The 18,508-nt window shown below is 66.7% G+C and carries 17 protein-coding genes and 1 pseudogene; 8 read left to right on the top strand and 10 right to left on the bottom strand.

The window, feature by feature from the left end; all coding sequences use genetic code 11:
• Positions 1–273: 273 nt before the first annotated feature.
• The 3 genes from JOF48_RS17450 to JOF48_RS17440 all read right to left on the bottom strand — a co-directional run bounded on the left by JOF48_RS17450 (position 274) and on the right by JOF48_RS17440 (position 2,455).
• The gene (locus tag JOF48_RS17450; RefSeq protein WP_209682896.1) at positions 274–840 is read right to left on the bottom strand and encodes a type II toxin-antitoxin system RelE family toxin; all 567 of its coding nucleotides are present in this window, start codon (positions 838–840) and stop codon (positions 274–276) included.
• Positions 837–1,145, bottom strand: coding sequence for a type II toxin-antitoxin system Phd/YefM family antitoxin (locus JOF48_RS17445; protein WP_209682894.1), 309 nt, complete (start codon positions 1,143–1,145; stop codon positions 837–839). The genes JOF48_RS17450 and JOF48_RS17445 overlap by 4 nt, the downstream gene beginning before the upstream one ends.
• Positions 1,146–1,858: 713 nt before the next feature.
• Positions 1,859–2,455 carry a TetR/AcrR family transcriptional regulator C-terminal domain-containing protein gene (locus JOF48_RS17440; protein WP_209682892.1) on the bottom strand — a complete coding sequence of 199 codons (597 nt, stop codon included), beginning with the start codon at positions 2,453–2,455 and terminating at the stop codon, positions 1,859–1,861.
• Positions 2,456–2,636: 181 nt separating this feature from the next.
• On the opposite strand from JOF48_RS17440, the gene bioB reads away from it, so the two are divergent.
• From bioB to JOF48_RS17425, 3 genes are all read left to right on the top strand, one after another.
• A complete protein-coding gene (bioB, locus tag JOF48_RS17435) occupies positions 2,637–3,770 on the top strand; it encodes a biotin synthase BioB (RefSeq protein WP_209682890.1) in 1,134 nt (377 codons plus the stop codon).
• A 71-nt stretch (positions 3,771–3,841) separates the two neighbouring features.
• The gene (locus JOF48_RS17430; protein WP_209682887.1) at positions 3,842–4,105 is read left to right on the top strand and encodes a hypothetical protein; all 264 of its coding nucleotides are present in this window, start codon (positions 3,842–3,844) and stop codon (positions 4,103–4,105) included.
• A 134-nt stretch (positions 4,106–4,239) separates the two neighbouring features.
• Positions 4,240–5,757 (top strand): flotillin family protein, encoded by a 1,518-nt coding sequence (locus tag JOF48_RS17425; protein ID WP_245346596.1) that lies wholly within the window; start codon positions 4,240–4,242, stop codon positions 5,755–5,757.
• A 364-nt stretch (positions 5,758–6,121) separates the two neighbouring features.
• Here the strand turns inward: JOF48_RS17425 and JOF48_RS17420 are convergent.
• Positions 6,122–7,069: pseudogene (locus JOF48_RS17420) on the bottom strand (threonine/serine dehydratase).
• Between the two features lie 214 nt (positions 7,070–7,283).
• Between JOF48_RS17420 and JOF48_RS17415 the strand changes: the two are divergent.
• The 3 genes from JOF48_RS17415 to hrpB all read left to right on the top strand — a co-directional run bounded on the left by JOF48_RS17415 (position 7,284) and on the right by hrpB (position 11,011).
• Positions 7,284–7,955 (top strand): MBL fold metallo-hydrolase, encoded by a 672-nt coding sequence (locus tag JOF48_RS17415; protein WP_209682881.1) that lies wholly within the window; start codon positions 7,284–7,286, stop codon positions 7,953–7,955.
• An 84-nt stretch (positions 7,956–8,039) separates the two neighbouring features.
• The gene (locus JOF48_RS17410) at positions 8,040–8,363 is read left to right on the top strand and encodes a putative quinol monooxygenase (protein ID WP_209682878.1); all 324 of its coding nucleotides are present in this window, start codon (positions 8,040–8,042) and stop codon (positions 8,361–8,363) included.
• Between the two features lie 5 nt (positions 8,364–8,368).
• Positions 8,369–11,011: an ATP-dependent helicase HrpB gene (hrpB, locus tag JOF48_RS17405; protein ID WP_209682875.1), complete on the top strand. Its 2,643-nt coding sequence runs from the start codon at positions 8,369–8,371 to the stop codon at positions 11,009–11,011.
• A 227-nt stretch (positions 11,012–11,238) separates the two neighbouring features.
• Here hrpB and JOF48_RS17400 read toward each other — a convergent pair whose 3' ends face one another.
• The 4 genes from JOF48_RS17400 to JOF48_RS17385 form a co-directional block, all read right to left on the bottom strand.
• The gene (locus JOF48_RS17400; protein ID WP_209682873.1) at positions 11,239–12,099 is read right to left on the bottom strand and encodes an SDR family oxidoreductase; all 861 of its coding nucleotides are present in this window, start codon (positions 12,097–12,099) and stop codon (positions 11,239–11,241) included.
• Positions 12,096–12,656 (bottom strand): Dps family protein, encoded by a 561-nt coding sequence (locus JOF48_RS17395; RefSeq protein ID WP_209682870.1) that lies wholly within the window; start codon positions 12,654–12,656, stop codon positions 12,096–12,098. Before JOF48_RS17395 ends, JOF48_RS17400 begins: the two co-directional genes overlap by 4 nt.
• Positions 12,657–12,725: 69 nt before the next feature.
• Positions 12,726–13,346 carry an L-threonylcarbamoyladenylate synthase gene (locus tag JOF48_RS17390; protein WP_209682867.1) on the bottom strand — a complete coding sequence of 207 codons (621 nt, stop codon included), beginning with the start codon at positions 13,344–13,346 and terminating at the stop codon, positions 12,726–12,728.
• Positions 13,347–13,412: 66 nt separating this feature from the next.
• On the bottom strand, positions 13,413–14,177 hold the full coding sequence (locus JOF48_RS17385) for a YggS family pyridoxal phosphate-dependent enzyme (RefSeq protein ID WP_209682864.1): 765 nt from the start codon (positions 14,175–14,177) through the stop codon (positions 13,413–13,415).
• A 320-nt stretch (positions 14,178–14,497) separates the two neighbouring features.
• Here JOF48_RS17385 and JOF48_RS17380 point away from each other — a divergent pair, with 320 nt between their 5' ends.
• On the top strand, positions 14,498–16,891 hold the full coding sequence (locus JOF48_RS17380; RefSeq protein WP_209682861.1) for a transglycosylase domain-containing protein: 2,394 nt from the start codon (positions 14,498–14,500) through the stop codon (positions 16,889–16,891).
• Between the two features lie 93 nt (positions 16,892–16,984).
• Positions 16,985–17,413, top strand: coding sequence for a universal stress protein (locus tag JOF48_RS17375; protein WP_209682858.1), 429 nt, complete (start codon positions 16,985–16,987; stop codon positions 17,411–17,413).
• A gap of 39 nt (positions 17,414–17,452) precedes the next feature.
• On the opposite strand, the gene JOF48_RS17370 is transcribed toward JOF48_RS17375, so the two are convergent.
• On the bottom strand, positions 17,453–18,007 hold the full coding sequence (locus JOF48_RS17370; RefSeq protein ID WP_209682855.1) for a hypothetical protein: 555 nt from the start codon (positions 18,005–18,007) through the stop codon (positions 17,453–17,455).
• Positions 18,008–18,141: 134 nt separating this feature from the next.
• Positions 18,142–18,432 carry a putative quinol monooxygenase gene (locus JOF48_RS17365; RefSeq protein WP_209682852.1) on the bottom strand — a complete coding sequence of 97 codons (291 nt, stop codon included), beginning with the start codon at positions 18,430–18,432 and terminating at the stop codon, positions 18,142–18,144.
• Between the last annotated feature and the right edge of the window lie 76 nt (positions 18,433–18,508).

The following is an 18,508-nucleotide window of genomic DNA, read 5'->3' as shown; positions in this document are numbered from 1 at the left end:
GCTCCCGATATATTTTTTGCTTGGGCGTCTCATTCCGTGGAAACGGGCTTGTCAGCGATTTGCCACGAAACAGTGCAGGGTGCCGACAGTTCTTATCATTTTACGCCGCAGCCGAGGGTCGAGGGAATGCGCGTTCTTCGAGAATTCGAAACGCTCGTCGGGGCTGTTTGCGGGCGACCGTGTGACATTTGTTTGGTTCAGATTGGCGGTTAGCTTTCGGCCGGGAACAGTTGGCAGTCGCCGGGCCCGCATCTTCGACTTTCGCCTTGTGCTCTAGGGTTTCTGGCGGCCGGACCAGAATTCCATCAGCAGCTCCTGTCCCTCCCGCTCCGATATTTTCGAGATCTCTTCCTGGTCAAGGTTGAGTTGTTCGCGGAGGGCGGCCTGAAGCCAGCCAGGCAGGGACGACTCCCGATTAGGTTCCGCGGCGGCTGCAACGGATTCATAGAGACGACCCATTTGGGTAATGACGTCTTTTAGTGGTTGGAGCTTGGGGTCGTCGCCTATCCGTGCAACGCGTGCCTTGAGTTCCTCGTAGACCTCGCTGTCGGATCGGACGCCTACGGCCCATACTTCGGAGATATCAAGGATCGGCGTGCCATCGGTGTCCGCTGTTACGCGCCAGACAATGCGCCAATCCCGGTCACCTACAACGAGTTTGCGGAATCCAATCAAAGCCCCAAGTAAGGGCTCGCCGGCGTTGGTTGACCGCTCCAGCAGCAGCATCTTCTTGAATACGGTGCGGACGATCTGGGGGTCTTTCTTACTGAGTCGATGAAGGTCGGCTACGGCATCCTCTGTGAGTCGAACTACGCAGACTCGCTGGGGGCGTGTTGTCACGCTCGCCCGGCTGCGATGTCAGCGGCAATCTCGGCTTCCAGTTCAGCGCGGGTGAAGCCGAAGAATTCCATGGCCTGGTCCAGGTCGGTGCGGACCCCGGTGTCGGTTGCGAATCGGGCCATGACGAGCGCCGCATCGCGAAGAGTGTCACGATCACGCCTCAGGCCGGCGATCTCATCAGCGGAAACAACCTCGGCAACGACTCTGCCATGGCGGGACAGGGGAACATCGTTTCCCGCTTCAGCCGAGGCAACAAGAGATGAGACGCCGGCACGGGATGCTTCTGTGATGGTCATGGTGGTCATACGGAAACTATACAGATTTCTGTGTAGTTTCTCAAGGGTGGAAGAAATCGTCCCACGGTCGAGCGTATGTCACCGAAGACTCCATGCCTCCATGCCTCCATGCCTCCATGCAGGTGGTCAATTGGTTCGAGCGAACATCTGCAAAGCGGTGACCGGCCGGCCCAATATTGCAATGTTTAAGGGGCGTGATGATCCAAAGTTGGTTATTGGCATCCGATTGGCGGGAATCGGCTAGCCACTTGTTTCGACGCGGCAGCGTAGTTCGACCGCTTCGTGTGGCCCCGCACCTCCGGAAGTGAATTCACGCTGCCGGAACCCGGCAATGGACGTTCTCAGGATCCTGTTGAATGAGATAACGCGGGATACGACACACTCTGGAACTTGGCCATAAACACCTTGCCTGCAGCGGCACAAGATATCGTTCGTAATTGGGTCCCGCCGAAGTTCGATGGCCAGCAATTAAGGAGCCGGCCCGCTTACCTGCTTTGACCGCTTGAGCGGCCTGGAAAGCATTTCGGACTACGCAAAAGTGGTCGCTGTGGCACCAAAAAGGGGGAGCTCGCCCTGCTGAAAAGGGGAGCGGCACCGCCGGAATTTTTTGACTAATGGGGGTCAAAGGCGAGTTGGTCCCAAACGGCCCTGGCTTGCAGTACATAACCGCAGGTTAGCGCCACATTGTGCCCCGGGCCTGACTCGAACCGGCGGCCAAGAGATTAGCGGGTCCCTGCCAGCAACATGTCCAACCCGAAGTTGAACGCCGCAGCGTCGCCGCCGGGATCGGCCTCACCGGGCAGCAGGCCCGCAGCAATCAAGCCGTTCCGGGTCTGCTCCTGGCTGACGGCCCCCAGGATGTAGTTGACCACCGCGTTCCCCGCCCAGTTTGCCTGTTCCAGGGTCATCCCGGCCGCGGCAAACAGAGGCTCAAGGTCCTTCAGGGCGGGCAGTGCATCCGGGTCCAGGGCATGCGTCAAGGCCACGACCTCCGCCCCGTCGCGCACGCCCAGCAGCGCGTTCCTGATGTCCCGGGCACGACGCCGGATTGCGGCAGCCGCTTCGTCGGCGGCCAACGCAGGCCGGGCCTGGGGGACGGCGCCGTGTGCGGCATCCTGGCCGGCGCCGCCTTCCACCCGGGCCAGAATCATGACCGAGAGCACGCCCAGCAATTCCTGCTTGTTCTTCACATGCCAATAGAGCGCCCCGACCTGCACGCCGAGGTCCCTTGCCAGCCGCCGCATGGAAAGGTCGGCCAGGCCGTAGTCGCGCAGAATGCCAAACGCCGTGTCGACGAGCTGCTCGCGGGTCAATGCCATGGATGTGTGGTCCCTTCGGGTAGGCGGCCCCTCCATTTTGCCCCATGCCGGGGGAGCGGGCGTGCACGGGCACATACCGGCGGCCCACCCCGCATGCATTGGCCGCCCGGCTGGCGGCAGGGCGCCGCACAACACGGCGTAACCGTTTGACCCGGAACGGTCCGGCCTGCACACTTGAACAGTGTTCAATTCATTCAATGCCCTCGCCGACCGCCAACTCGAAGGTGCCGTGCTGTCCCGCGACGACGCCTTCGCCATCCTCGAATCCAGCGACGACCAGCTCATGGACCTCGTGGCCGCAGCCGCCCGCCTCCGCCGCGCGCACTTCGGCAATGCGGTGAAGGTAAACTACCTGGTCAACCTCAAATCCGGTTTGTGCCCGGAAGACTGCACCTACTGCTCCCAGAGGCTGGGCTCCGCAGCGCAAATCCTGAAGTACACGTGGCTGAAGCCGGAGGAAGCCCTGGCCCAGGCAGGCAGCGGCATCGCGGCCGGGGCCTCCCGCGTCTGCCTCGTCGCCAGCGGCAAGGGTCCCACCGACCGCGACGTGGACCGCGTCGCCGCCATGGTGGAGGGCCTGAAGGAAGATCATCCCGGCGTGGAGGTCTGCGCGTGCCTGGGCATCCTCAAGGAAGGCCAGGCCGAAAAGCTCAAGGCCTGCGGCGCGGACGCGTACAACCACAACCTCAACACCAGCGAGGCCATGTACAAGGACATCTGCACCACCCACGACTTCGCCGACCGCATCCGCACCGTGGAGCATGCCAAGTCCGCCGGCCTCTCGCCGTGTTCGGGCCTGATCGTCGGCATGGGGGAGGGCAACGGCGACCTCGTCGACGCCGTCTTCGCCCTCCGCGACCTGGACAGCGACTCCATCCCCGTCAACTTCCTCATGCCCTTCGACGGCACACCCCTGGAGGGCACCTGGCTGCTCACCCCTGCCCACTGCATCCGCATCCTCGCCCTAGTCCGCTTCGCCTGCCCGTCCACGGAACTGCGCATGGCCGGCGGCCGTGAGATGCACCTGCGCACCCTTCAACCGCTCGCCCTGCACATCGCCAACTCGCTGTTTCTCGGCGACTACCTGACCAGCGAGGGGCAGCCAGGGCAGGCCGACCTTGACATGATCGCCGATTCCGGATTCACCGTCCTGGGCCAAAACCCCAGCCCTGAGGCTTCCAGCAGCCTGCCGCCTTCGCCTGCCCGCACTTCCCTGCACGACGGCGCCGCCTCCCCGGGCGCGCCCGCCACCTTGGGCGCCCTCCCGGCCATCCGCCGGCGCGGTGCCGGCACCGCCGTTGCCCCGAACGCCTGAACCTGCACTAGCGTTGAACCCACCGCCGCGCACCAGCCCGGGCCGGCACCTCAAGCAGAACACGGAACCCCATGATCCACCTGACGCAGGACAACGACGGATACGTCCGCATGAGCCGGCACTTCCCGGCCAAAACCACCGTGTCCATCACCTTCAACGACGGCACCAGCGCTGAGTACTCGGGCCAGCGCATGAACGGCATCTACGACGAAGCCCTCGCGGCGTTCCGGTTGGGCAACAACCTGGACGCCAAGGGTTTTGACCGCAACGCCAAGAACATCCACCGGCGCAACGCCGTCGACCACGTTCCGGTCCATGCGGGAATGGAACCCTAAGCCGGAATCCGGCAGGCGGGCGCCGTAACCTTTTCTCCTTCATGTGGAGAAAAGGCCGGCCGTCCGTAGGATGGGAAGACTCAGGCGGTTCGCAGGTCTCCACCCAGCCGCCGCAAGCTCTGGAAGGTCTCATTTTGAACTTTTTGCTTCTCATCCCGCTGCTCATCGGCCTGGGCGTGGTCGTTTTTGTGGTCGTCATTGGCCTCATCATCTCCCGCATGGCCCTGCACATCGCCAGCCCGGACCAGGCGCTGGTCATCTCCTCCAAGGACAACAAGTCCCAGCCGGACCCCAACAGCCAGCGCGTCGTGTTCGGGCGCATCTTCATCAACCCGTTCACCCAGCGCGCCTACCCGCTCTCGCTTGCCTCGCGGCAGGTTTCGCTGAAAATTGAGGGCATTTCGCAGAACGGCATCAAGCTGCACCTGACCGGCGTGGCACAGGTCAAGGTTGGCGGCGACGCGGATTCCGTGCGCAAGGCGGCCCAGCGCTTCCTCAACCAGCAGGAGGCCATCGACCACTACACGCAGGAAACCCTCGCCGGTTCGCTGCGTTCCATCGTGGGCACGCTGAGCGTGGAATCCATCATCAAGGACCGCGCCACCTTCGCCAAGAGCGTGAAGGAGGAGGCCGAGCACTCCATGCACAACCAGGGCCTGGTCATCGACACCTTCCAGATCCAGTCGGTCGACGACGACTCCGGCTACCTGGCCAACCTTGGCCGACCCGAGGCAGCCCTGGTGGAGAAGAACGCCAAGATCGCAGAAGCCCTGGCCCTGCAGGAATCCGAGCAGGCCAAGGCGCTTGCCGACGAGCAGGTGGCCCTGGCCCAGCAGCAGCTGACCATCAAGCGCGCAGAGCTCAAGGAAGAGGCCGACGCCCGCCAGGCCCGTGCCGACGCAGCGGGCCCGCTTGCCGCCGCCGAACAGCAGGAACAGGTCATCATCCGCGACCAGCAGGTGGCCCTGCGCCGTGCCGAGCTGCGTGAAAAGGAGCTCGACACCGAGGTCCGCAAGCCGGCCGACGCAGACAAGTACCGCCTCATCCAGCAGGCTGATGCCAAGCTGGAGGAACGACGCCGGGCGTCGGCTGCCGCTGAAATCGAGGCCACCGTTGAACTCGCCAAGCGCAAGCTCACGGCAGAGGGCGACAGGGTTGCCGCCGAGGCAGACGCCGCCGCCAACACGGCCCGCGGCAACGCAGAAGCCGCCGTCATCGAGGCCCGCGGCCGCGCCGATGCCGCCGTCATCAAGTCGAGGGGCCAGGCCGAGGCCGAGTCCACCGAGGCCAAGGGCGTCGCAGAGGCAGCAGGCATTGCCGCCCAGGCGGAGGCCTACGAGAAGTTCAACGAGGCCGCCATCCTCAGCAAGGTACTGGAGGTCCTGCCGGCCATGGCCCGCGAGGTTGCCGCACCCATGTCAGCCATCAAGGACATGACCGTCATTTCCAACGACGGCGCCAGCCACCTGAGCAAGAACGTCTCCAGCGGCGTGCAGGAAACAACGCAGCTGATCAAGGACACCACCGGGCTGGACATCATCAGCCTGCTTCAGGGCATGGTGGGCGGCAAGGCCGGCGGTTCCGTCACGGAAGCAGTTGCCGAGTCCCTTTCCGCCGGCACCAACCACAAGGCGGCCGATCCGGCCGAGTAAGGCAGTCCACCAGCAGCAGGCGAAGGCTGGAAGGCAATGCAGCCCGACGGCGGCTGCCCACCTGGGGTGGGCAGCCGCCGTCGCACATTAACCCTCCCCGCCTCTCGACGCCATCGCAGCAATGGCCCGTTTTTCCTCGACGCTCTCGCAGCAATGGCACGTCTATTGGCAACGCTGTCGCACCCCCGGCGCGGCGGGTGTTGCGGCTGAACGCCCCGGTGCGGCATGGGCGAGCAAAAAGCGGCCGGCGGTGCGATCGCGTCCAGTGAAACTCAGCCATTGGTGCGCCGGGGTCCGGGGAAAACCAGCCATTGCTGCGACAGCGTCGATGAGGAGGGCGGGCTGGCTGTCCTAAGGCCCGGCGTCAGAGCCCGGCGGGATCGGTGTTGGCACCGCAGAGGACGACTGCCACGCGTTCGCCGTCGCGCGGAACATAAGCGCCGGACTGCAGCGCGGCGTAGGCCGCAGCGGCACCGTTTTCCAGCGCGATCCGGTAGTTTTCCCACAGGAACGTGCGGGCGTCGGTGATCTGGGCATCGCTGACCAGGACGCTATCGACGCCGGCACGGACCGCCACGCTGAAGCCGATTCCGCCAATGCGCCGGGCACCGAGTGAATCCGCGGCGACGCCGGAGACCTCCACGTCCACGGGCTCCCCGGCGGCCAGTGCGGCGTGCAGCGTCGGTGCGTTCTCCGGCTCCACCGCCACAACTTTTGCCTGCCCCTCCAGGGCTGCTGCAATGCCCGCCATGAGTCCGCCGCCGCCCACGGCTACAAGCACCGTGTCGATGCCGTCGAGCTGTTCAAGCAACTCCAGGCCGATGGTTCCGGCCCCGGCCGCGATCTCCGGCTGGTCGTAGGCGTGGCAATAGACGGCACCGGTTTCGGCCGCACGCGCCATCGCCAGGTTGAAGGCATCAGCATACTCTGCGCCCTCCTGCACGACGTCGGCCCCCGCCTTCCGCAGCTTCTCCACCTTCACGGCGGGTGAGGTGAGCGGGACAAAGACGGTGGCGGGCACACCAACCTCGGCGGCGGCGTAGGCGTTGGCCAGCCCTGCATTTCCGCCCTAGGCAACCACGATCCCCACCTCAGGGTCGAGCTCGCCGCGCTCCAGGCAGCCGAGAACCCGGTTGAAGGCGCCGCGGGCCTTGAACGTGCCCGTGTGCTGCAGGAACTCGCACTTGAGCCAGACATCGCCGGGGGAGTGGGCCGCGTCGAGCTTCAGGACGGGTGTGTGGCGGACTCGCCCTTGGAGCCGCCGGGCGGCTTCTTCAACCTCGGCGCGGGTGATGCTTGTTGCAGGGATCATGTGTTCGTCCTCGCGGATTCGGGTCTGTCGGAATTGCTGGTGGCCTGAAACGCCACGCCCACCCACACTATGGCCGCGGGGCGTGTGGCGTCGAGACACCTTGGCGCCCAGCCGCATGGTGAGACGGGGCCCTGCCTTGGCGGCGTCCGGGGCGCCGCCAAGGCAGGGCACGGACTCGCTCGCTGTTGCACCCCTTGGCCATTACGCTTGAGCCATGAGCGAAGAATCTTCCCTGATCCACGACCTGCCCAACCACACTGTGCGGCGTGCGGTTGTTTCCGCAATGCAGAACAACGTCTACCTGGTCACAGCCAAGGGCACAGGCGCGCAAATCCTCATCGACGCCGCCGACGACCTCCCGGCCATCAACACCCTGCTGGCGGACGCAGCCACGGACGCCCAGGTTCCGGCGCGCCTCTCCCTGATTGCCACCACGCACCAGCATTGGGACCATGTCAGGGCGCTGGCCGCCCTTGTCGCCGAAAGCGGCGCGCCGACAGCCGCCGGGGCCGCCGATGCCGAGGGAATTGCAGCCGAGTGCGGTGTCGCCACCAGCCAGCCGCTCAACCACGGGGACACCGTCTCGGTTGACGGCCTTGAGCTGGCCGCCATCCACCTGCGCGGGCACACTCCGGGGTCCATCGCCTATGTCCTGGCGGGCGGGGACGATTCGGCACCCATCATCTTCAGCGGCGACTCCCTGTTCCCGGGCGGCGTGGGCAACACCGAGCAGGACCCTGCACGCTTCACGCAATTGCTGAACGACGTCGAGGCGCGCCTCTTCAACGAGTACCCCGACGCCATCGTCCTGCCGGGCCACGGCAACCCCACCACGTTGGCAGCCGAGCGGGGTTCCCTCACGGAGTGGCGTGAACGCGGCTGGTAGCAGCACTCCGGTTTCCGGTGATTTCCCCAACAGGGCTGCCTGCCTTGTTGGGGCCCCACGTCCCCCTCGTCTAGAGTGGCAGCTATGTACTTTATTGTTGTGAAGTTCCAGGTCAAGCCCGAATCCGCCGGGCAGTTCATCGACACCGTGACCCCGTTCACGCAGGCCACCCGTGCCGAGGCGGGCAACCTTTGGTTCGACTGGTCGCGCAGCGTGGAGGACGCCAACGAGTTTGTCCTGGTGGAGGCCTTCCTCGACGACGAAGCCGCCGGACTGCACGTCAACAGTGACCACTTCAAGGCAGGCCTGGAGTCCATGCGCCCGCACCTGGTCTCCACTCCGAAGATCGTTTCCCGCAAGGTTGACGGCGACTCCTGGGGCGAAATGGGCGAGCTGCAGATCGGCTGATCCCCGTGCAAAAATCCGCTGCGGGAGTGCTTCCCGGCGGAACTTTTGACCTAAACCTGCTCGGGCAGGGGCTTGTGTTCGCACAGTCCCTGCCCGGGCTTTCGGCGTTGCTGGGCACCGTTGTCGGTGCCGCGGCCGTGGTCCAGGCCCCTCCCGGCACGGGCAAGACAACCCTTGTGCCGCCCCTTGTGGCCAACGCGCTCAATGCCGGTGCCGCCCGAAGAATCATCGTGACCCAGCCCCGCCGGGTTGCCGTCCGCTCGGCCGCCCGCCGCCTCGCAACACTTGACGGCAGCGCCTTGGGCAGCAAGGTCGGCTACACGGTCCGCGGCGAAAGCCACACCGGGCCGCAAACCGTCGTGGAATTCCTCACCCCCGGCATCCTGCTGCGCCGCCTCCTGCGCGACCCGGGGCTGGAAGGCGCCACCGCCGTCGTGCTGGATGAGGTGCACGAGCGCGGCCTCGACACCGACCTCCTGCTTGGCATGCTCGGCGAGGTCCGGCAAATGCGCGGCGACCTGACCCTCATCGCGATGTCCGCCACCCTGGATGCCCCGCGCTTCGCCAAGCTTTTGGGTTCGGACGACGGCGCGTCCCCGGCTCCCGTTGTCGACTGCCCCTCGGCGTTGTTCCCCCTTGAGGTCAGGTGGGCACCTGCCGCTGTTGCCCGCATGGACCAGCGCGGCATCAGCCGGGCCTTCCTTGACCACGTGGCGGACACGGCAGCCGCCGCCCACGCGGAGGCCGTCACCATAAACCCAGAGGTTGACGCACTGGTTTTTGCCCCCGGGGCCTGGGAAGTGGGCCACATCGCCGCAAGGCTGCGCGCCACCACGGCAAACACGGACATCCTGGAACTGCACGGGCAGGTGCCGGCTCGGGAACAGGACCGTGCAGTGTCGGGCCGGGAGCCCGGCGGCGCCCCGCGCATCATCGTCTCCACCTCACTGGCCGAATCATCCCTGACTGTGCCCGGCGTGCGGCTCGTCATCGATTCCGGCCTGTCCCGCGAACCCCGCCGCGATGCGGGCCGCGGCATGACCGGGCTCGTCACCGTCTCCACCTCCCGTGCTTCGGCGGAACAGCGCGCCGGACGCGCCGCCCGCCTCGGCCCCGGCACGGTGGTGCGCTGCTATGACCAGAAAACCTTTGCCGCGGCACCGGCCCATCCAATGCCGGAGATCTCCGTGACCGACCTCAGCGCAGCCGCCCTGACAATGGCCTGCTGGGGAGCGCCCGAAGGCGCCGGGCTGCTGCTGCCCGACTCACCTCCGCCCCAGGCCATGGCCGCCGCCGTCGCCGTCCTGCGTGAGCTCGGCGCCGTCGACGCCACGGGGCACGCCACAGCCCTTGGCAAGACCCTGGCCGACATCCCGGCCGACCCTCGCCTGGCACGCGCCCTTCTTGACGGGGCCCGCGTGGTGGGGGCCAAGGCCGCCGCCGAAATAGTGGCACTGGTCTCCGGCGACTCCCGCGCGCCCGGCGCCGACCTCACCGCCCTGCTTGCCGCCCTCCGTTCCGGGGGCGATCCCGGCACCCGGCGGTGGAAGCAGGAGGTGCATCGCCTGGAACGGCTCGTGCACCAGGACGCCCGGCTTGAAACCAAGGGCGCCGGGCCAGCCGCTGTCCCGGCCGCCCCAACGGCGATGGAACGCTCGGAGGTGGCGGGATTCGTCGTCGGGCTGGCCTTCCCTGACAGGGTGGCGCGGCTGGTGGCAGGCGCCACCGGGCAGCAGTACCTGCTCTCATCCGGCACGCGGGCGGGGCTCCCGGCGGGCAGCCCGCTGGCCGGCCATGACTGGCTCGCCGTGGCCGAGGTCGCCCGGGCCGACGGCCGGGACGCTGCGGGCACCGGCGCACTCATCCGGGCCGCGGCGCCGCTGGATCGGGAGAACGCGGAGATGGTTGCCTCGACCATGCTGGCGGATTCGGTGCTGGCAAAGTTCAGTGGCGGAAGAGTTTCCGCCCGGCGTGAGCAGCGCCTCGGCGCCATCGTTCTGTCCTCCACCCCTGTGAAGGCCACGCCGGAACAAGGCCGCGGGGCAGTGGCCGCCGCACTGGCGAAGGACGGGATGGGCCTGCTCTCCTGGTCCGGATCCGCCGATGCGCTGCGCCGCCGCCTGGCCCTCCTGCACCGAGAACTGGGGGAGCCGTGGCCCGATGTGGGCGACGCCGCGCTTCTGGAGCGGCTGGCCGACTGGCTGGGTCCCGAACTGGAATCTGTCGCATCCGGCAGGGCGCTTTCTTCCCTTTCGCTGTCCGATCCGCTGCGCCGCCTGCTTCCCTGGCCGGAAGCCTCACGGCTGGGAGAGCTGGCTCCGGAAACCCTTGCGGTTCCCAGCGGCTCCAACATCCGCATCGACTACCCCGACGTTCACGACGGCGGGGCTCCCGTGGCCGCGGTCAAGCTTCAGGAGTGCTTTGGGCTGGCTGAAACACCACGCCTGGCCGGAGGCCGCGTGCCGGTCCTGTTCCACTTGTTGTCCCCGGCCCGCCGGCCGCTTGCCGTGACCGACGACCTGGCGTCCTTCTGGAACGGCCCCTACGCGCAGGTCCGTGCCGAGATGCGCGGACGCTACCCCAAGCACCCCTGGCCGGAAGACCCCTGGAGCGCACCCGCCACGTCACGGGTCAAGAAGCGCATGTAGCCTGCCCAACGGCCGCCGGAGAAGACCGTGCTGCCGCAGGGACCCGAGCGAACCTCCCGGGGGCGCCTGCCGACGATAGGTGAATGTTCGACGAGGGTTGGCCAAGGTCTTCGCCGTTCCGGCGGCTGGGCACTGAGGACGTGGCAGGCTGGCGACCGTGGGTGAAATTTCCCGTACAGTCGCCAGCCTGCCACGTCCTCGACGAAAGGTGGGACGCCGCGCGACCACTACCGTTTCTCCTGGCTCGTCCCCTTGGTGGTGGCCGCACGCCAGTCGTCGTTTTGCAGGTGGGAACTGGCCTGTGCCCCCACCGGCCCCATGCCGCCGTCGACCTCCCAGCTGGCGCCGGTGACATAGCTGGCGGCAGGGGAGGAAAGGAAGGCGATGACATCGGCAATTTCCTCCGCCGTGCCTGCGTGTCCCAGCGGAATGCCGGGGCGGGGGATGTCGTGCGGGTGGCGGGTCTCCGCTGCCGGCAGGTGCGTGGCGATCTCGCCGGGCGCAACCGCGTTGACGGTGATGCCGTGCCCGGACAGCTCCACGGCCAGGGTCTTGACCAGTCCGTCCAACCCGAACTTGGAGGCACAGTACGCGCCATAGCCGAAGCGCGGCTGCTTGGCGTGGATGCTGGTGACCACCACAATCCGCCCGCCCACACCGCCGGCCACCATAGATCTGGCCGCAGCCTGCAGGCACAGGAATGCGCCGTTGAGGTTGGTGTCCAGGATGCGCTGCCATTCGGCGTACTGCGTGTCGATGACGGCTTTGGTGAGGCCGACCCCCACGTTGTTGACAAACACGCCCAGCGAACCCAGCTGGCCCGCCAGCGATTCCACGGCAGGGCCGCACGTGGGCAGTTCCGAGGTGTCGAGCCACATGAAGAACGCCCGGCGGCCCAGTGCTTCGATGGCGGCGGCGGTCTCCAGCGCGCCGGCCTCCGTGTCATGCCAGGTGAAGCCAACGTCGAAGCCGTCGCGGGCCAGTGCCAGGGCGGATGCCTGGCCGATCCCGCGGTCGGCACCGGTCACGATCGCCGTCCGGGGGTATGCGCCCACGCGCGCCGACGGACAGCCCGGCGCGGTGCTCATTTGGCCTTGTTGGCGGCCGAACGCTCGGTCTTTGCGCCCGCATTGGCGAGGTCGCCGGCGTCGTCCTCCAGGTGGGCGCGCATGAACCACTGGAACAATTCCAGCTGCGCGCACTGGTTGATGACCATGTCCTCGGTGATCGGATCGAGCTCGCCCACCGAGGCCAGTGTCTTGCGGTGGCTGGAGAGGAAACCGGTGTAGACCACATCGAGTGCGGCCAGGTGCGCCGAGGTGTGGGCGCGGCCGATGGAGTAGTCGTCCCAGGTCCGCGCCGCGACCAGCGCGCCGGGCAGGCCGTTGGGGGAGACACCCAGGGTGGCGATGCGTTCGGCCGTTTCATCCACCATGGCCCGGACCAGCTCGATCTGCGGATCCAGCATCTCGTGGACGCTGATGAAGTCGCGGCCCACCACGTTCCAGTGCGCGTGCTTGAGCGTGAGCGCCAGGTCGTTGAGTGCGTGAAGCCGCGACTGCAGCAGCTCCGCAACCTTGTGCCCGTCCTGCAGCGACAGGCCTGGGACCGTGTATCCGGTGTGGGCGGTTCTCTTCGTTGCCATGTGAAACTCCCTTGTCTCCAGTTGGTGCGGCCCGCTTGTGCCAGGCCGCGGTGAAAAGCCATGACGTGCCTATTCGAAGCGGCTGGGGTCTCCCATGCCGCGGCGGACCACTTCGGCATAACCGCTGGAATAATCCACCACGGTGGTGGGTTCGGAGCCGACGTCGCCGGATTCGATCACAGCATCAACCACGTGGTCCAGCGTCTCCTTGATCTCCCAGCCCTGGGTCAGCGGCTCCTCCTCGTCCGGCAGCAGCAGGGTGCTGGAGAGCATGGGCTCGCCCAGCTCCTCGAGGATGTCGTGGATCAGCCGGCTGTCCGGGATGCGCACGCCCACGGTCTTCTTCTTCGGGTGTGCCAGCCGCTTGGGCACCTCCTTGGTGGCGGGAAGGATGAAGGTGTACGGCCCGGGCGTGACGGCCTTGATGGCCCGGAAGATGTCATTGTCCACCATGACGAACTGCCCCAGCTGTGCAAAGTCCTTGCACACCAGCGTGAAGTGGTGCTTGCTGTCCAGCCGGCGGATCTGGCGGATCCGGTCCAGCGCCTCCCGGTTTCCCAGCTGCGCACCAAGCGCGTAGCAGGAGTCCGTGGGGTAGGCGATCAGCCCGCCGGACTTGAGGATGTCCACGATCTGGCCCACTGAACGTGGCTGCGGATCGTGTGGATGGACGTCGAAGAATTTAGCCATGCCACGAGCATACGACTCCTGCGCCCGCCGCGCCGCCATTGCCGGCGAAACGGCGGCCATGTTTCCTCAGCCGCCTGTGGGCCAGTAGTAGCTGTCCGGCAGTGCCCGCGCCCCAAAAATGGCCTGCCCCACGCGCACCACCGTGGCACCCTCCTCCACGGCCAGCTCAAAGTCGCCGGACATGCCCATGGACAATTCCCCGAGTTCGACGCCGGACGGCGCCTCCTGCTGCAATTGCCCCCTGAGTGCGTGGAGGGTCTTGAAACAAGCGCGCACCCGCTGTTCATCAGGGCTGTTGACGGCCAGGGTCATGAGCCCCACGACGCGCAGCCGATCGAAGGCGGGCAGTTCCTGCATGAAGGCCGCCACCTCCGCCGGCGGCAGGCCGAACTTGCTGTCCTCGCCGGATGTGTTCACTTGCACCATGACATCGAGGGTGCGGCCTTCCGCCTCGAGCCGGTTGTTGAGGGTCTTCGCCAGGGACAGCCGGTCCAGGGCCTGGAACCCGTGGGCGAAGCGCGCCACAAACTTGGCCTTGTTGCTCTGCAGGTGGCCGATCACATGCCAGTGCAGCTCCGGAAGGTCTGCCAGCTCCCCGCTTTTTCGCAGGGCCTCCTGCACCTTGTTCTCGCCCAGGTCGGTGCAGCCGGCGGCGACGGCCAGCCGCAGCCGGTCGGAATCCACCGTCTTGCTGACAGGCAGCAGCGTGACGGTTCCGGGGTCGCGCCCGGCCCGTGAGGCGGCTGCGGCTATCCTGCCGTGCACCTCCGCGAGGTGCACCCGAAAGTCCTCCACGGTGGAGGCTGTCCGGTACTGGGGCTGGGCTGTCATGGACCTGCGGCTTTCACTCAATGGACGGACTGTTCCGCTCCGGCACGGGCCGGCGCGTTCCTCGGGCAGGCCACGGAGAACCCGGCACACAAGGTGCAGGCCGGCCCATTTCCAAGCTAGCACGCGGTTCCCACACGCCCCGTGGAGCCGGTGCCACAGCGCCCCGGCCACAAATTGTTCAGCTGGTTTTCAGCAAATACCCATCTAACGGGAGGAGACTGGCGAAGTGCCCTGCCATGCCTGCATGGCGGCGGCACGTGGCATGACGGCGTTGGACAAGACCGCGTTGGACAGGACGAACACCGAGGGGAAGTTGGGCGATGGCCAAGGCAAGAACGCGAAAAGGTGAACTGGGTCTTGGCGCCACGTCAAGCAGTTGGCTGCGCCTGCTCATGGTGTGCGGCATCGCCGGGGTGCTCATTGCGGCCCTCATGGCACCGCTGGGCATCGCAGCGACGGCGGCCGTCAGCGGCGCCGACAAGTTCCTCTCCGTGGTCCCCGAGGGACTGGACTTCAGCGCCCCCGCGCAAACCAGCACCGTCCTCGCGGCGGACGGCTCCACCATTGCCACCCTGTATGCCCAGGACCGCCAGGTCGTGAAGCTGGAGGACATGTCCAAGTTCATCCGCGACGGCGTTGTGGCGGTTGAGGATGCACGCTTTTACGAACACGGCGGAGTGGATGCCAAGGGCATCATCCGCGCGGCCCTGGCCACCCTGAAAGGCAGCCGCCAGGGCGCCTCCACCATCACCCAGCAGTATGTGAACAACATGCTCATCGAGCAGCTCGTGGCCAACGGCAAGGCCGACGAGGCCAAGCTGGGGCTGGAAAAGACCATGGCCGACAAGGTCAAGGAAATCCAGATGTCGATCGGCCTGGAGAAGAAGATGTCCAAGGACGACATTCTGGCCGGCTACCTCAACATCATTTACTTCGGCAACGGTGCCTACGGCATTGAATCTGCTGCGAAACTGTACTTTGGCACCACTGCCAAGGACCTGACACTGCCCCAGGCCGCAGCCCTGGCGGGCGTGGTCAACCGCCCGGGCTACTACGATCCCATCACCGCCCCGGACAAGGTAGTGGAACGGCGCAACGACGTGCTGGATCGGATGCTGGTGCAAAAGTTGATCAGCAAGGCCGACCACGACGCTGCAGTGGCAGCTCCCCTGGAACTGCACCTGACGCAGACCCCCCAGGGGTGCGCGGCCGCCGCCTCGGCACCGTATTTCTGCGATTACGTCCAGCAGCTGATCCTCAACGATCCCGCCTTCGGGGCGACCGCTGAGGAACGCGCCAAGCTCCTGTTCCAGGGCGGCCTGACCATCAAGACCACACTGGACCCCGCCCTGCAGAAGGTGGCCCAGGAGCAGGCGACCGCCACCATGGCCCCCACCGACCCGCTCCAGCGCGGCGCCGCCGTCGTCAGCGTCCAGCCCAACACCGGCAAGGTGCTGGCCATGGCGCAGAACACCGTCTACGATCCTGCCGAGGCACCGGGCAACTACATGGGAAACTTTGCCCTGCCCGTCAATGACACCAACGGGGAGGCCCTGCACGGCGCAGGCGGCTTCCCAATCGGGTCCACGTTCAAGCCGTTTGTGTATGCCGAATGGCTCAACAGCGGCCACTCCATGATGACCTCGATCAATGGTGCGGTACGGCTTTATCCCGCAGGTTTAAACTGGAAGAACAGCTGCGGGACCACCACGGGCGTCTACGACCCCGCCGTGTCCGGCAGCTTCCTGCTGCCCAACGACGACCCCAACCACTACTACCCGATGACGGCTGAAGAAGGCCTCTACCGCTCCATCAACACCGTCACATTCCAGACCGCGGCGGACCTGGACCTCTGCAACATCCAGAAGATGGCGACAGCGGCCGGCGTGAAGGACGGCAAGAGCAACCAGCCGTACGACCTTTCCAGCATCGCGAACCTGATCGGCACGCAGAACGTGGCGCCCATCGACATGGCAACAGCCATGGCCACCTTTGCCAGCGGGGGTGTCCGCTGCAACCCGATCGCGCTGGAATCCATTGTTGATTCCTCTGGCAAGTCATACCAGGTGCCCGGGGCCGACTGCCAGCGGACCATGACCGAGGAAGTGGCCGCCGGCGTAACGTACACCCTCCAGAACGTGCTGACCAAGGGCTCCGGCTGGTACATCCCGCTCAACGACAAGTCCAATGCCTTCGCCAAGACCGGCACCACCGACGGCAATACCGACACCTGGACGGTGGGTGGCACGAGCGGCATCGCCACGGCTGCCTGGTTCGGCAGCTACCAGGGCACCGGCGACAAGTGGGCAAACCAGGACATCATCATCAACGGGAAGTATTACTACGGCGTTGACGGCGCCGACCTCGCCGGCTCGATGTGGGCCGCCGTCAACAATGAGGCCGGCAACAACCCCGCCTACGCGGCGGTGCCGTTTGCGCAGCCGCCGGCATCCATGCTGGCCCCGACAGCCCCGTTGGTGGTGGGTGTCAACGACCCCAAGCCCGGCGACTATGTGCCCCCGGTCGAGCCGGTCCAGCCGCAGCAGACGCAGGCCCCGGCACAGCCGGAGCCACAGGCCACGCAGGAACCTGAAGCAACACAGGAGCCCGCCGCGCCGGTCCAGCCCGAACCCACCCCTGCCGCGGAACCGCCGGGCCAGGTCAAGAAGGACCAGCCCGCACCAACGGAGCAGCCGGTGCAGCCCGGCAACTGACATGGCAGCGGCCCCGGCCAAGTTCGTTCTTTCGGTTTTGTACGGGAGAATGGAGGGCAACGGGAAAGGCCCGTGGTGACGAAGGAGTGTCTCGTGTCTGAAGCTGCATCAGGTGTTCGCATTGTCGTTGGCGTGGACGGTTCCGCCGCGTCGGTCAACGCGCTGAAGGAAGGCGCGCGCCTGGCCTCCGAGATGGGCGGCACCGTCGATGCCGTGGCGGTCTGGGAGAAGCCCACCAAGATCGCCAGCTATGCAGCGGTCGGCATCGGCAGCTTCGAAGAGGCCGCCGGCAAGGTGCTGCAGGACGCGCTGTTCCAGGCATTTGGCGAGGACGTCCCCGCCTCCGTGTCGGCCCGGCTCATCCAGGGCCTTCCCGCCTCGGCCCTGTCGTCGGCGGCCGAAGGAGCCCGCATGCTGGTCGTGGGACGCCGCGGACACGGCGGCATCATGGGCCTGCTGCTTGGCTCCGTCAGCGCCGCGGTGGTCAACCAGTCGCCGGTCCCCGTACTCGTCGTCCAGTAGTGCGGACTGGCCCGGTCCCCGTAGGTCGCCGGCCCACCGTCAGTGTCTGGCCGCCGCATCTTCCGCCGTTGCCAGGGCGCGCCCCAGCTCGGTGACGGAATGCTGGTAGGCGGCAACGCCGTCGTGCGTCAGGGGAGGGGCCGGCGAAAGCTCCTCGGTGGCGGTCAGCAGGCGGACCAGTGAAGCGGTTTCGGGCCGGTTGATGTTGGTCATGGCAGGGAGCCTGCTCGCTGTTTCCGGGTCCAGCACGTAGCAGGCCCAATGGTCGAGCGTCGCCTGGTGCTGTGTTGCGGCGGCCGTGAGGGCGGCCTGCAGCAAACCCTGCCGGGCGGCCTCAGCGGCCATCCCGCGGCGGCGGCGCAGCGCAAGGTGGGTGGCAATGGCGGCCACCCCCGAGAGGAACAGCAGCGTCAGCGACGCGGCGTTGCTCGTAAAGGCGGGCGCCAGGATGATCGGGGCCAGCACGCACAAGCCGGCGAAGGCGTACCAAAAGGCGGAGTCGGGGTCGTTTTCCCGGGCCGGGCGCGTTTCGGCGAGCCAGACGGTGGCGGCTGCCGTGCCAGTGGCCAGGGCGGCCAGAATCAGGAAAGTCATGGCGGCACCTCCCGGGTCGGTGCCCGGCCGGTGCGGGCCGGACGCAGTGTGCAGGCCCCGTGCTGGAACCTATTTCCATTCCATGCCGAAAACCGCGGAAGGTCAAGGGGTCGCGGCGTTTTGGCCAGGGGCCATCAAGCGCCGGGCCGGTCCACGGACAATGAATAGTCGCGCCGGATGCCCTGCGTTTCACGGCCCCACTCGCTGGCCCTGACGCGCTGCTGGTGCAGCCCAAAGGCCGCCGCGTCCACAAACCGCTCGGACACCTCCCACACCAGCGGGTCCGCCGTCTGGACCACGTCGAAGGAAAGGCAGCCCGGCTCGGCGCGTGTCAGTTCCAGGTGCAGGGGGAGGTGTGCCACGACGGCGGCCAGCTGCTCCCCGCCGTCGCAGATCAGCAGCCCCGTCAGTACAGTGTTTTCCATGGCTCGATCCTGCCACGGATGAACCGGACCGGCCTCCATTTCGTGTGCTGGGCATGGGGCCGCACGGGCTCCACCC

Origin of the sequence: Arthrobacter stackebrandtii, assembly GCF_017876675.1 — a bacterium.
Lineage (GTDB): Bacteria > Actinomycetota > Actinomycetes > Actinomycetales > Micrococcaceae > Specibacter > Specibacter stackebrandtii.
The sequence above is the reverse complement of the archived record's forward strand: the minus strand, read 5'-3'. Positions and strand labels throughout refer to the sequence as shown.